Raw genomic sequence first — 13,454 nt, forward strand, 5'->3', positions numbered from 1 at the left:
CCACCCTTGCCATCCTAACGAAAATATCCTATGGGGCAGGTGTTAATCCTCTCAAAGGAAAAAAAATGACAGACACAGTTTGATGAACACTACCGGAGACTCTGAGTTTCACCATCCCTTCATTAGAATGACTATCCTCACGAATAATTTGTTTGCTTTAGCCAGTTGATTTGCACAGGTGCAAGCATGCAAATGAACCGTCTGTCAATATGACCCAACCCACCCAAAGTCTCCCTTTGGGGGATTTAGGGGGCTATTGTTAATATTTATGAATGGAAATCCCTAAATTTGGCGTCTTAAGAAACAAAGTGCCTAAGTGAGGAAAGTGTAAGAGTGTAAAAGTTTAAAAGTGTAAGAGTTTAAGAGAACGGAAGTTTAAAGAGTGCAAACCTTTTTAGTCTTACATCTTGATACTTGAGTCTTGCTACTTATGTCTTGCATCTTGCTACTTACTTACATCACAAAAGAATATCCCCGTTTTCATGCCACGACTCCATCTTGAACCATCTGTCACCGACGAATCGTTGGCCGAATCCTTTGCCCAAACGGGCAATGTGGAGCTGGCCGGTGATTTGTTTGAACGCTACATGCAACCGGTGTACGGGGTGTGTCTCAAATATCTGCGCGAGCGCGATGCGGCCAAGGAGATGGTTATGCGGGTGTTTGAGAAGATGGTGGCCGAGTTGCCTCACGTGACGGTCAATGCCTTTAAGCCCTGGTTGTATGTGGTGACCAAAAACCTGTGCCTGATGGAACTGCGCAGTCGTAAGTCGGCTCGTATTCGGGAGCAGCGGTGGGGCGACAGGATGCATGCCGATGTGGAAAACGACGTTTCACGGCATCTTTATCAGCAGCACGATGCTCATGTGCTGAGTGAGGCGCTGCGCGATTGCATGACCCGCCTCAACGACCATCAGCGGGAGTGCATCGAGTTGTTTTATTTTGAGGAACTGAGTTATCAGCAAATCGCCGATTCCACCACGCTCGAAACCGGCAAAGTGAAAAGTTATATCCAAAACGGGAAGCGGAACCTGAAAATCTGCATGGAAAAAAAAGCATTATGACATCAACGGGATCTAATCATCAAAAGGGGTTGCATCGCTTGCTGCGCGACATGGACGAGAATCCGTTTGCGGGGCATGAGATGCCATCGGATGACGATGCCGCCGATGCCGAGCGTCGTTTCGACGAGGATGCCCGACAGGGGTTGTCGTCGCTCCAAGACGAGGAGCTGGCCTTTGATGTACACGACCTTCGCCAGCGTTTGCGTTCGCGTAAGGCATCGCGATGGATGCCCTTGTTGCTCAAAGCTGCCGGCGTGTTGTTGTTGCTGGCCATCCCTTCGTTGTTGTTCTGGATGGTGGTACGGGTGACCCGACAGCCTCAGTTGGCCGACAACCGTCCGCCTGTGGCCATTCGTGTCGATTCCGTGGCCCCCATCGTGCTCGACCCGGCCGAGGTGCCCGAGTTGCATGACGAGGAGTTGGACTTGTCGCGCGAAGTGGTCGCCAAGTCCGAAAAGCCCGTGACCATGAAACAAATCGCCAAGAACTTGTCGCCCATGCATGACGATGTGATTGAACTGGATGTGGTTGTGGATGAGGATCTGGAGATGGATGCAGAACTGCAAGCGCTGATTGAGAAGGTTCGGGTGCAACAGAATGAAAGTTTCAAGACCTTTAACAGTCAAAATGGTGGGATTCGTCGCACGATTCCTTCGTCGCCCGTGATTCAGGAAGTTCGTCCCATCATCGGTCAGGTGTTCGACGAGCAGGGCTTGCCCATTCCCGGCGTGGCAGTGGTCATCAAGGGTTCCTCACAGGGCACCATTACCAATATGGATGGGGAGTTTGTGCTGCCCCCGATTGACGACAAAGATTCAGCACAGGTGCTGCTCTCGTTCATCGGGTATGAAACCAAGGAAGCAGTGCTGACCAATCAGCACGACAACGAGGTGCAGTTGTCGCCTTCGCTCTTGGCGCTCGATGAGGTAGTGGTGGCGGGCTATGGTTCACAACGTAAAAAATCGTTGTTTTCGTCACAGTCATTGAACAAGGTCGAAGCCGAGGCCGATGTATTTGTGCCCGCCGTGCCTCCCATACCCATGGATCGTTACGTCGAACAAATTGAGACGAATCTGGTTTATCCTTCAGTCGGCACCGGCAAAAAAGTGACGCTTTGGGTGGTGTTGACCCTCTCATCCACCGGACAGGTGACCGTGAAAGAGGTGCAAAAGTCGCCCGACGAAGCCTATCGTGCCGAGGTTGAGCGGGTGTTGCGTGAGTTGCCCCTTTGGAAACCTGCCACCCGCGACGGCGTGGCTGTGGAGGATGAGCAAAAAATAAAGCTGACGTTTTATCCTGCCAGATAGTGGCATGGTTTATGTTTGGGCCGTGTACCTATTCGTCAGTAATAGTCGTGTCATAAAGATATTAAGACGTCAGACGATGAGACGGATGAAGAGATGAAGAAAGACTTCATATCTGGTTTTTCAGGTTTTTATCCGAATGCAACGAACTCAGCGACATGAAATCGTCACTCAATGTCGTTGAGTTAGTGCGATTCACAGAAGAGAAAAGAAGATGATTAGACTAAAGACAGATAGATTAGACTTAAGAGACGAAGAGAACGGATCGATACATCTGTTTTCATCTCATCATCTGTCTCTTTGTCTGACATCTTTTTCTCTTCACGCAGCGACATTGATTCGTAACTATTAATATTGAATTGAAATGAAGAAAAAGATGTTTATCCTGGCGGCCGTTGCCATGCTGGCTTCTGTCGCATCGTTGCAAGCGCAGCGCCTGGCTTTTGGTTTGAAAGCGGGTTACAGTTCTACCCAGTTCACCACCGACAATCTGTCGATTCCGACTGTGAGTGGCATCAAGGATGATGCGGGGAATGGTTACCTGGTGGGGGCATTTGCCCGTGTGAAGCTCTTTGGCGATTTATCGCTGCAGCCTGAGCTCTATTATGCCAAAAAGAAGGGGGAGGCGACATATACTTTTGCTACCGGAACTGAGACTCAAGAAATTGACATCAACAGTTGGAACATCCCGTTATTGGCGCATTTCTCCCTCATCGACCTGAAACTGTTGCGGGTTTATGCCGTGACCGGGCCCGTGGTGTCTATCTTGTCGAGCAACACATCAGTGTTGTTGAACCAGAGCTATAAAGAGAGCGCCAAAAGTTCCAACTGGGGCTATCAGCTTGGCGGCGGTGTGGAAGTTTGGAAAATTGGGGTGGATGCCCGTTATGAGTGGGGCTTGAACAATGTGGCTGAGGGTACCGATGATGTAACCTTCGATCGGAAAAGCAACATGTTCACCTTGGCGTTGACTTATCGGATTTTCGGGTTGTAAGAGTAACTCCACTCGGAGTTTTCAGTGAACACAGAGTAAAATTAAACGCTGAGGCGCAAAGGCGCTGAGTTAATTTTTAACGCATTGCGTTTAAATAACAAAGCAAATAACTCAAAAGAGTTATATAGTAGTCACAGAGTTTTTTTTAAGTTGTGTTGTGCGTTTGAGATACGATTTACCTGTGTTTGTATAAAAAAGCAGATAATACTCAAAAGGTTATATAGTAGAAATCATTTATCCACGAATTTCGCTAATTTTTGAATGTTGAAAGTCTTTTGATTATAGTTCTGGTAAGATGGATGTTTTGAGAGGAAAATACTTTTCCGAGTAAAATAAAGAGTGGATTATTTATCTATAAAAAAGGCGCTTCCCGGAGGAGCGCCTTTTTTTGTCTATTGTTATTCAACCTTGATAGTGCAAGGGATTGATGAGTAATGGGGACTATTCTTCGTCGCCCCCCAAGTCTTTCACCGACACGTCTTTGCCATCGTAGATGTCTTTGTTGGCCGACTTGAGGGGGTTTTTGGAAATTTCAGCATGGATGCGGCGGTTTTTCACCACGTCGAGACCCAGATAAAGGGCGCTGAGGAACGACTGGTGGTCGGCCTTGTTTTGTCCTGCTATTTCGTAAGCGGTGCCATGGTCGGGCGATGTGCGTACCACGGGAAGTCCGGCGGTGAAGTTCACTCCGTCGGCAAAGGCGATGGTTTTAAAGGGAGCCAGTCCCTGGTCGTGATACATGGCCAGGATGGCGTCAAATTTTTCGAGTTGTCCGGAACCAAACAGGCCGTCGGCGGCGTAGGGTCCCATGGCCATGATGCCTTCCTGCTTGGCCTTTTCGATGGCCGGGATGATGACTTCTTTTTCTTCCATGCCCAGCAGGCCGTCGTCGCCGGCGTGTGGGTTAAGTCCCAGCACGGCAATGCGCGGGCGTCGAATGGCAAAGTCGGTCAGCAGGGTTTTGTTGAGCACGCGCAGTTTGTCCATGATGGCATTGACGGTGATGCGCTCCGATACTTCTTTGAGGGGCACATGCCCGGTCACCACGCCCACTTTCATGATGTTACTCACCATGAGCATGAGGCTTTTGCCGTTGTTGACCGATGTTTCGAGGTATTCGGTATGCCCCGGGAAGTTGAATTCGTCGCTTTGAATGGCTTTTTTGTTGATGGGAGCCGTCACCAGCAGATGTATTTTTCCTGCTTTGAGATCTTCGACAGCCACCTTGAGGGCATCGAAGGCGGCTTTGCCACTCATGGGGGTGGGTTTTCCCAACTCCACGCGTATTTCATCGTCCACGCAGTTGATGATGTTGACGCGTTTGCTGTGCGCCTCTTCCACGCCCTTGATGCTGTTGAGCTGATAGGGGGGAAGTTCCATGGCCTTACGGTGGTAGGCCGCCACTTTGGATGAACCGTATATCACGGGGGTACATATCTCGCAGATGCGGGGATCTTCGAGGGCTTTGAGAATCACTTCGTAACCGATTCCGTTGATGTCGCCGTGGGTAATGCCGACGATGATTTTTTCGTCATTCATGTTGTTGGATGTTTATATGAACAGGTGCCTGATGTTTTAGGCATCCAAAGATAAAAAAAGATGGGGGAAACCCTCCAGTTCTATTTAGATAAGAAATGATATGGGTGTATGGACGAACTAACCCCGGCCTGAAGACCGGGTTGGGTTCAGCAGCTAACCCCGGCCTAAAGGGCGGGGTTGTGTTAAGATCATGATTTGCTTTTCAGAAAGGCATATAGCAGTCTCACGCCCACGCCTGTGGCACCGGTGCTTCGATAACCCATGGGTTTGTTGAGGAAAGCGGGGCCGGCAATGTCGAGGTGCACCCAGGGATAGTCGGTGAAGCGCGCGAGGAATTTCCCGGCGGTGATGGCGCCGGCTTCGCGTCCGCCAATGTTTTTCATGTCGGCGACCTCCGATTTGAGGAGTTCGTCATAGTCCTCCCAAAAGGGGAACCTGGCCAGTCGTTCGCCCACTCTCATTCCGGTTTGTTCCAGATGCGTGAATGTGTCGTCGTCGGCCGTTCCCATGCATACGGTTCCGTAAGCCCCAATGGCCATGACGGCGCTGCCGGTGAGGGTGGCCAGGTCGATGACCAGTTGTGGATTGTACTGTTTGGCAAAGCTGAGGGCGTCGGCCAGGATGAGTCGTCCTTCGGCATCGGTGTTCATCACCTCCACGGTGGCACCGTTGTGCATGGTGAGGACATCGCCGGGGACGTAGGCGTTGAAGCCGGGGCGGTTGTCGGTGGCCGGGATGAGGCCGATGACCTGCACCGGCAAGCGGTTTCGGCTGATGGCGCACATGGCACCAATCACGGCAGCGGCGCCGCCCATGTCGCATTTCATGTCGTCGAGGCTACCGGGCATGGTTTTGAGGTTGATGCCGCCTGTGTCGTACACAATGCCTTTACCCACCAGGATGATGGGGTGTTCGTTGATGGGGTTTTCGGGGCGCCACTCCAGAATGGAGAAGGTGGGAGGGTTGACGCTGCCTCGATTGACGGCCAGCAGTCCACCCATTCCCAGAATGTCGATTTCCTGTTTGTCGAGGGTCTTGCAAACGAATCCATAGCGTTGAGCGGCCTGCGCAGCTTCGTCGGCCAGTTGTTGTGCGGTGAGGTGCGCCGGAATTTCGTTCACCAGGTCACGCGCCAGCGACACCGATTCGTGGATGGCCAGCAATTCCTCGAGTTTGGCCTGGTCAATGTTACCCGATTTCACCAGGATGGTGTTGAGCAGTACCGGAGCTTCTTTTGGGGGCGTTTTGTATTTGTCAAAACGGTAAGTGCCCCACAGGATGCCTTCAGTAAGGGCGAGTGTTGCTTCGGGATGGTTGCAAAAGTCGATGACCGAGATTGCATTCCACTTTTCTTCCTCCGTTTTTTTGCAGATGGCATGACCGTCGTTGCGGAGTTTTTCCAGGGTAGGGTCATCGGGAGGGGTTGTGCCGGCCAGTCGCACAAACAACATGTGTGTGTTTCGGTGCACCGATGCCAGGGGAGTGGTGTCGGTCAGTTTCCCTTTGAGGTAGGTGAGTTCGTCGTCGGAGAGCCCTAAATTGGAGAGTTCCTCGGTGCCGGGAATGATCACCACGCGGTGGTTCCCGGGGTTTTGCGTCATGTTAATCTTCATCGTCAGTATTGTCAGCGGGTTGTGTGGAAGAGGTGCCGTGAGTGCGGAAGTAATCGCGCACGAGCACTTTTTTGATTTCGCGGTGAATGATGAGCTCGGTCATCACATCGGCGTAAATGGCATTTGGCATTTGGCGGTGGTACATGTCGATGTCCTTTTGTCGGATGTCGATTCGGTACAGCAAGGCCTGGAAGAGCGATGGGCTTTCCTGCATCAGGTTGGCCACATGGTCGCGCATTTGTTGGTACAGCTCATCATAAAACGAATTCGAGTTGCCCGAAAAGACGATGTCGAGGCTGAACTCGGCAAAGTCCTTGATGATTTGGGCTGCCGTTTCCTGAATGATGGCTTCGCGTCTCGAAGCCCGGATGATGTCGTCGCGTCCTAACGCGGGATAGTTCATGGTGTGGGTTTATGGATTGCTCAATTGTTTGTTTGCCGGGGCATAGGTGTATAGGATGGCTTCGGCCTGCCAGATGAAGTTACGTTTGTTGGGTTTCTCCGGAGAGTAAACATATCCTTCGGTGACGGTGACCTTGTTGGTTGTGGGGTCGTAATGGGCATGGCTGATGAATGGGCCTCCCATCATATCGCCCACCACTTTCCATAGGCCACGGATCTCGGCCACTTTTTCGTTGTTGAGTGTAAACTGCTTGTAGATGATGGGGAACTGAAATTCTGTACCCATGTACGAGCCGGCTTCGGGGCCCGGGACGTTCTTTTGCAGAATGGAGTCGCGTTTGTTGAGCAGATACTCTTTTGAAAACGTACCATCGCCCACCCAGTCAAATTGGTAAATAAATATTCCCAAGCTGGTGATGTCCGTTTCGTGCGATACCCATGTGAAGTCGGGTGTCATTTTGCGCTCCTTAAAACTGTTGGGAATGACGAGTGATTTACCCCAAGTGGTTTTAATTTGATCGACGATGGCGTGGTGAGGGTATTTCTTCATGTGGGCGATGCTGCGATCGCGTTCGCTTTTGAGGAAATAACTGAGGAGCTTGATCTCGGCGTTTTTAATCATGTCGTGCATCTTGGTCGAGTTGGCTCCGTAAATGTTGACCACAGCCTGGTTTGAAGCCCAATAGTCGCGGTGATAGATGATGGTGTCGCGAAAGTTGGCATTGTTTTGCTCCACCACCACGATGTTTCGCGAGGCCTTCATTTGGTCGCCGAAAACTCGGTGAGGCGCCACCGAGAGTGTAAAAAGGGTTTCTTCCTGGGGTAGTCCCAGCATGGGTTGAGTCATAAACTCCTGAAGCAGTTGGCCGGCCGGAGAGGCTTTGATGGTATCGTCCATCACGATGAGCATGTCGCCGGTGGTTCCTTGCGGGGAGCGTTTCACCGGGTCGGATTTGCAGGCGTTCATCAGCAGTGCTGCGAACAACAGCGCAATTGCCGGATAACGTAATGAGGGCATGGTCACAGATTGCGTCATAATGGTGTGTTTTTTTGATGGTTGGTAGATGAATGAACGAAAGGCTACCCGGAGGCAGCCTTCTGTCAAATATTATTTTTTGTCGGTTTCCGGAGTCTCATCGGGGTTGCTATCCTTCGCTTTTTTAAATTCCCGCAGACCTTGTCCCAGGCCTTTCATCAGTTCGGGTATCTTACGACCGCCAAACAGGAGGAGCACAATAAGGATGATGATGACCCATTCGCCACCTCCGGGCATTGATATCAGAAACAAATTCATAAGCATCGTTTTACAGAAACCTAAAAGTAGGGATTTTTTGGTTTAATGGTTAAAAATCCATTTGAAAATGTCGTTCCCGTTGGCATAAAGGAGCAATCCCAGCAGAAGAATCATGCCCACGGTTTGTGCATATTCGAGGAACTTATCGCTGGGTTTGCGTCGGGTGATGATTTCGTACAGCAAAAACAGCACGTGACCACCATCGAGCGCGGGGATGGGCAAGATGTTCATAAAGGCGAGAATGATCGAAAGCAACGCGGTCATGTTCCAAAACGAAGCCCAGTCCCAGTGAGGCGAGAAGAGGCTTCCAATGGTGCCGAATCCCCCGATTTGTTTCACGCCTTCTTTTGAGAAAATGAGTTTGAGTTGTCGCACGTAGTTCACCAGTATTTCCACGCCCTGGCTGATGCCTGCCGGGAGGGCTTTCCACAGGGAGTAATTAATGGTTTCCACTTTAAAGAACGACGTAATGGCCCGGTTGCCCATTCCCACCTTTCCGTCGGCGTTGACCATGCAGGGGATATCGACCCGGGCTGTGTCGCGCACCACGGTGATGGTGACCATGCTGTCGCGGTTTTCGCTTGTGAGTTTGGCAAATTGGTGAAAGAAACCAGACGGTTGTCCGTTGAGCGCCACAATGCTGTCGCCCTTTTGGATGCCGGCTTTGGCGGCGTTCATGCCGGGAATCACCGAGTCGACCACGAATGGGATTTGCAGCTCGGCCAGCATTTTTATTTTTTCGCGCAGCATGCGGTCCTTGAAGTCTGCCGGAATGATGACCGAGAAGAGAGAATCGCCCCTGCGTACCGATAGTGTTTTGGCCTCATCGAGCAAGATGGCATGGGTGATGTCGATGGGCGTGTTGATGGAGACAGAGTCGGCCTTCACCACGATGTCGCCGTCCTCAATGCCCAGTTCGTGCATTTGAGTGGCGTAATGGAAACCCCATTTGGCTTCGGAAGCGGGGATGTACTGTTGTCCAAAGGAGTACAGCAGCATCCAGTAAATGACAATGGCTGTGATGAAGTTCACCGATACGCCGCCAATCATGATAAGCAAGCGTTGCCAGGCCGGTTTAGAACGGAATTCCCACTCCTGGGCAGGTTGTTTCATCTGTTCTTTGTCCATAGATTCGTCAATCATGCCCGAAATCTTGACGTATCCGCCCAATGGGAGCCAACCAATGCCATATTCGGTATCGCCTTTTTTATATTTAAAGAGCGAGAACCAGGGATCAAAGAAGAGATAAAATTTTTCGACACGAGTTTTAAACAGACGCGCGAAGAAGAAGTGTCCGAATTCGTGTAGGATGACCAGGATGGACAGGCTCAGAATTAACTGTCCGGCTTTGATTAAAATCTCCATTAAAATGATTTTGAGATATGTAACTATAGTTAATTGCGAATGAAAGTTTGGGCAATCCGACGGGCTTCACGGTCGGTGGCCATGTAGTCGTCGTAACCCGGGGCGGGAACAAAAGCGACTTTTGCCATGGTGTTGGCGATGATGTCAGACATTTGCGCGAAACCCGCCTTTTCGTTTAGGAACGCATCTACGGCCACTTCGTTGGCAGCGTTGAGAATGCAAGGCATGTTTCCTCCGGTGTTCATGGCATCAAAAGCCAGTTGCAGGTTTCGGAATACGTTGACATCGGCTTGCTCGAAGGTGAGTTGCGGGTAGTCGGTGAAACGAAACCTCGGATAATTGCCATGCAGGCGTTGCGGGTACGAGAGGGCATATTGAATGGGCAGCCTCATGTCGGGGAGTCCCATTTGTGCTTTAATGCTTCCGTCTTCAAACTCCACCATGGAGTGGATAATGGATTGTGGATGCACCACCACTTCAATTTGCGACGGTTTTACGTTAAAGAGCCAACGGGCTTCAATGGCCTCGAGTCCCTTGTTCATGAGCGAAGCCGAGTCGATGGTGATTTTGTCGCCCATCTTCCAGTTAGGGTGGTTCAACGCTTGTTGTTTGGTCACGTTGGCCAGAAAAGCAGCATCCTTTCCGCGGAATGGTCCGCCCGAGGCGGTCAGTAATATTTTGTGAATTGGATTGAGCATTTCACCGGTTAAACATTGGAAGATGGCCGAATGTTCCGAGTCGACGGGTAGGATTCCGACTTTTTTGTCGATGGCCAATCGGCTGATGAGGTCACCAGCCACCACCAATGTCTCTTTGTTGGCCAGGGCAATGTGTTTACCTGCTTCGATGGCGCGTATGGTGGGTTCGAGGCCGGCAAATCCGACCATGGCCGTGAGCACCATATCGACAGTGCCCATTTGCACGACCTCGGCAATGGCTTTTGAGCCGGCGTAAACTTTTATTGGCTCATTTTTCAAAGCCTCTTTGATGTAGAGGTATTTATCTTCGTTACCAATCACCACCGCGTTTGGCGCGTAGGTGATCGCCTGTTGTATCAACTCGTCAGCGCTGTTATTGGCTGTAAGGACTTCAACATCAAAATGGTCGGGATGGGAGGCAATGACATCAAGCGTTTGTTTGCCAATGGACCCGGTGGAACCTAGAATAGCAATTTTCTTTTTCAAGCAACGAAACAGTTTAGAGAAATCCTTAAGTGATGCCGCAAAGGGCTTATTTGAAAGAGATATAATCTTCGGGATTAATGGGCGATCCTTTAGACCACAGTTCAAAATGGAGGTGCGGTCCGGTGGTTTGCTCGCCACTGTTACCCACGTGGGCAATGGCTTCCCCGGCTTTAACCGTATTTCCGGTATTTTTAAGTAGTTTGCTGTTGTGTTTATAGAAAGAGATGAGGTTGTTGTCGTGTTGTATTTGGATGACATATCCGGTTTCGATGGTCCAGCCGGTGAATACGACCGTCCCGTCGAGCACGGCCGCCACCCGGCTTCCGGGCGTGGCCACAATGTCAACGCCGTAATGGTCGTGGCTGTCACCAAACCCATTTGTGATCATGCCTTTCAGCGGGCAATGAAAAAAGGTGTGTTCCAGTTGGAGAGGTGCCGGAGCGTGTTTGGCAATGCCCAGGTTGTATTTTTCTTCTTCTTCAATTTGAGCTCTAAAGATGGAGTCTTCAGCCGATTTGGAAAAATGGATGTCTTTTGAAGATTGAGAAATGCCGACAGATGAAGAGGTGTCGCGGTCATTGATGACGTTACCGCTAAGAATGGTTCGGATATTTTTGAGCAGGTTGTCGCGTTTATTGACCTCCATGACCAATGAGTCGAGACGCTGAGTGTTGCGAATCATCAGGCGTCGTTCTGCACCAGTAGGATACCCCGGAATGTATTCTCTGAGAGGGGTAAATGCAATGATGATGGTCACCAAAAAAATGATGGCCATGGATGCGCTTATCAGATAAGTAAAAACGTTTAAGCGACTCATGCGAAGCATAAACACTTCTTCGTAGGTCTGCTCGTTTAAGAATACCAGTTTGTATTTGAACCGAAGCCGCTGCATGAGCTTTTGTCGGGTTCTTTCTATTGTTGATTTTCGGGACATCAGATTACGGTCAAAGATTTATTTGCCCGACAAATTTATAAAATAATATGGCATTGGGGTATTTTGTTGTTGAGAAGTAGGGTGTGAGGCAAGTAAAAGCCTTGTCGTGTTGTGATGTCTGTGAATACAGATGTGTTTTCACCTCGGTTAAGGCATGATTAAAGAGTATAAATGCGCCTGTTCGACAACGGTTAATCTTTTAATGTCATTTATCAGTGCTGCGTTGTTGATCTAAGATGTTAGAGACACAGGGGCACAGATTTTTTTCAGGATTTGATGAGAGTTTGAGAAACCGTATGCCTGTATTCAAATCTAAAAAGAAGATCACTTCGCGTTTGCTCATCTTCTTTGGCGTAAAGGACTCAGAACTGACACTGAGTTGCAGTGAGATAAGATGAGTTCGGTGAGGAGAAGAAACTCAGTGTGACTCAGTTAATGAGTATTTATAGTAGTTCCTCAATATTGGGGATGTAGTGATTTATTAATGTCAACATACAGTTCTATTGCATATTAGAGGCACTGGGGCACAGTTTTTTTCGGGTTATGATGGTATGCCTGTATTCAAATCTAAAAAGGAGATCACTTCGCATTTGCTCATCTTCCCTGGCGTAAAGGACTCAGAACTGACACTGAGTAGCAGTGAGATAAGATGAGAACCGGTGAGGAGAAGAAACTCAGTGTGACTCAGTTAATGAGTATTTATAGTAGTTCCTCAATATTGGGGATGTAGTGATTTATTAATGTCAACATACAGTTCTATAGCATATTAGAGGCACTGGGGCACAGTTTTTTTCGGGTTATGATGGTATGCCTGTATTCAAATCTAAAAAGGAGATCACTTCGCATTTGCTCATCTTCCTTGGCGTAAAGGACTCAGAACTGACACTGAGTTGCAGTGAGATAAGATGAGTTCGGTGAGGAGAAGAAGCTCAGTGTGATTCAGATAATGAATATTTATAGTACAATGTCGTTAAGTTAGTGCGATTCACCGAAGAGAAAAGAAGATGATTAGACTAAAGACAGATAGATTAGACTGAAGAGACGAAGAGAACGGATCTATACATCTGTTTTCATCTCATCATCTGTCTCTTTGTCTGACATCTTATTTTCTTAACTAAACGACATTGATTTATAGTAGTTCCTCAATATTGGGAGTTATAGTGATTGTATAATAGCAACTTAATGTCGTTTAGTTAAGCCGAAAGGGCGTAAGCTTACGCCCTTTCGAGGGTTTGAGTTTGCTTTTTACATTTAAGCAGGGCTTTGCCCTGCTCTATTGCTGGTGTCCCATTGGGGCTTAACTTAACGACATTGAATAGCAACTTGATAAATTGTTCGTTATGCGGGTGCCTATATCTCTTTTCTCTTTCCTTGAGATGATTTGTGTCGCATTCTCAATGGTGTAGTATATAATTTCCAACCCTACATTGGCTGTATATCTAGTGGCTTTAGCTGACAGAGCAACGTTTTTGAAAAAAAAAATCAAGATTTAAAGTATTGACATCATGTTGAGTTGTATGTATCTTGCCAAAGGTGATTGCATTTTTTTGGGAAGAGGATTTGGAATTCTCAAATCAATGACGTTATTTTGCACCCGCTTTCAACGGGAAGCCTGCCGACAAGGGATGATGAAAAGGCCGAATATGGTGACAAAACACTGAAAAACGCCGACCGAAAAAACTTTGAAAAAAGATTTGGAAGTTAGAAAATAAATCCTTTATCTTTGCAGCCGCAAAAACGGTCACGGCGCTCGAACGAGAG

At 48.9% G+C, this 13,454-nt stretch carries 11 protein-coding genes; 3 read left to right on the plus strand and 8 right to left on the minus strand.

All coding sequences use genetic code 11. From position 1 onward, the window contains the following. Positions 1–482: 482 nt before the first annotated feature. The 3 genes from LX69_RS16730 to LX69_RS16740 all read left to right on the plus strand — a co-directional run bounded on the left by LX69_RS16730 (position 483) and on the right by LX69_RS16740 (position 3,362). On the plus strand, positions 483–1,064 hold the full coding sequence (locus tag LX69_RS16730) for an RNA polymerase sigma factor (RefSeq protein ID WP_111447178.1): 582 nt from the start codon (positions 483–485) through the stop codon (positions 1,062–1,064). After that, on the plus strand, positions 1,061–2,371 hold the full coding sequence (locus LX69_RS16735; RefSeq protein WP_111447179.1) for a carboxypeptidase-like regulatory domain-containing protein: 1,311 nt from the start codon (positions 1,061–1,063) through the stop codon (positions 2,369–2,371). The genes LX69_RS16730 and LX69_RS16735 overlap by 4 nt, the downstream gene beginning before the upstream one ends. A 361-nt stretch (positions 2,372–2,732) precedes the next feature. Further along, positions 2,733–3,362, plus strand: coding sequence for a porin family protein (locus LX69_RS16740; protein ID WP_111447180.1), 630 nt, complete (start codon positions 2,733–2,735; stop codon positions 3,360–3,362). A gap of 441 nt (positions 3,363–3,803) precedes the next feature. On the opposite strand, the gene pdxA is transcribed toward LX69_RS16740, so the two are convergent. The 8 genes from pdxA to LX69_RS16780 all read right to left on the minus strand — a co-directional run bounded on the left by pdxA (position 3,804) and on the right by LX69_RS16780 (position 11,693). Continuing rightward, positions 3,804–4,901 carry a 4-hydroxythreonine-4-phosphate dehydrogenase PdxA gene (pdxA, locus tag LX69_RS16745; protein ID WP_111447181.1) on the minus strand — a complete coding sequence of 366 codons (1,098 nt, stop codon included), beginning with the start codon at positions 4,899–4,901 and terminating at the stop codon, positions 3,804–3,806. Between the two features lie 188 nt (positions 4,902–5,089). Next, positions 5,090–6,514 carry a leucyl aminopeptidase family protein gene (locus LX69_RS16750; RefSeq protein WP_221621408.1) on the minus strand — a complete coding sequence of 475 codons (1,425 nt, stop codon included), beginning with the start codon at positions 6,512–6,514 and terminating at the stop codon, positions 5,090–5,092. Continuing rightward, a complete protein-coding gene (locus tag LX69_RS16755) occupies positions 6,504–6,917 on the minus strand; it encodes a hypothetical protein (RefSeq protein ID WP_111447182.1) in 414 nt (137 codons plus the stop codon). The genes LX69_RS16750 and LX69_RS16755 overlap by 11 nt, the downstream gene beginning before the upstream one ends. Before the next feature lie 9 nt (positions 6,918–6,926). Beyond that, positions 6,927–7,952 carry a DUF4837 family protein gene (locus LX69_RS16760; protein WP_111447183.1) on the minus strand — a complete coding sequence of 342 codons (1,026 nt, stop codon included), beginning with the start codon at positions 7,950–7,952 and terminating at the stop codon, positions 6,927–6,929. 72 nt (positions 7,953–8,024) lie between these two features. After that, the gene (tatA, locus tag LX69_RS16765) at positions 8,025–8,210 is read right to left on the minus strand and encodes a twin-arginine translocase TatA/TatE family subunit (RefSeq protein ID WP_394336330.1); all 186 of its coding nucleotides are present in this window, start codon (positions 8,208–8,210) and stop codon (positions 8,025–8,027) included. A 42-nt stretch (positions 8,211–8,252) separates the two neighbouring features. Further along, positions 8,253–9,575: an RIP metalloprotease RseP gene (gene rseP / locus LX69_RS16770; RefSeq protein WP_111447185.1), complete on the minus strand. Its 1,323-nt coding sequence runs from the start codon at positions 9,573–9,575 to the stop codon at positions 8,253–8,255. Between the two features lie 29 nt (positions 9,576–9,604). Next, positions 9,605–10,759: a 1-deoxy-D-xylulose-5-phosphate reductoisomerase gene (locus LX69_RS16775; protein ID WP_111447186.1), complete on the minus strand. Its 1,155-nt coding sequence runs from the start codon at positions 10,757–10,759 to the stop codon at positions 9,605–9,607. A gap of 46 nt (positions 10,760–10,805) precedes the next feature. Next, positions 10,806–11,693 carry a M23 family metallopeptidase gene (locus LX69_RS16780; protein ID WP_111447187.1) on the minus strand — a complete coding sequence of 296 codons (888 nt, stop codon included), beginning with the start codon at positions 11,691–11,693 and terminating at the stop codon, positions 10,806–10,808. Positions 11,694–13,454 lie beyond the last annotated feature (1,761 nt).

The organism is Breznakibacter xylanolyticus (assembly GCF_003254275.1).
Taxonomy (GTDB): domain Bacteria; phylum Bacteroidota; class Bacteroidia; order Bacteroidales; family Marinilabiliaceae; genus Breznakibacter; species Breznakibacter xylanolyticus.

Bases quoted from the DNA above. Each gene is read 5' to 3' on its own strand.
- LX69_RS16730 (WP_111447178.1), top strand. From the start codon at position 483: ATGCCACGACTCCATCTTGAACCATCTGTCACCGACGAATCGTTGGCC.
- LX69_RS16735 (WP_111447179.1), top strand. From the start codon at position 1,061: ATGACATCAACGGGATCTAATCATCAAAAGGGGTTGCATCGCTTGCTG.
- LX69_RS16740 (WP_111447180.1), top strand. From the start codon at position 2,733: ATGAAGAAAAAGATGTTTATCCTGGCGGCCGTTGCCATGCTGGCTTCT.
- pdxA (WP_111447181.1), bottom strand. From the start codon at position 4,901: ATGAATGACGAAAAAATCATCGTCGGCATTACCCACGGCGACATCAAC.
- LX69_RS16750 (WP_221621408.1), bottom strand. From the start codon at position 6,514: ATGAAGATTAACATGACGCAAAACCCCGGGAACCACCGCGTGGTGATC.
- LX69_RS16755 (WP_111447182.1), bottom strand. From the start codon at position 6,917: ATGAACTATCCCGCGTTAGGACGCGACGACATCATCCGGGCTTCGAGA.
- LX69_RS16760 (WP_111447183.1), bottom strand. From the start codon at position 7,952: ATGACGCAATCTGTGACCATGCCCTCATTACGTTATCCGGCAATTGCG.
- tatA (WP_394336330.1), bottom strand. From the start codon at position 8,210: ATGAATTTGTTTCTGATATCAATGCCCGGAGGTGGCGAATGGGTCATC.
- rseP (WP_111447185.1), bottom strand. From the start codon at position 9,575: ATGGAGATTTTAATCAAAGCCGGACAGTTAATTCTGAGCCTGTCCATC.
- LX69_RS16780 (WP_111447187.1), bottom strand. From the start codon at position 11,693: ATGTCCCGAAAATCAACAATAGAAAGAACCCGACAAAAGCTCATGCAG.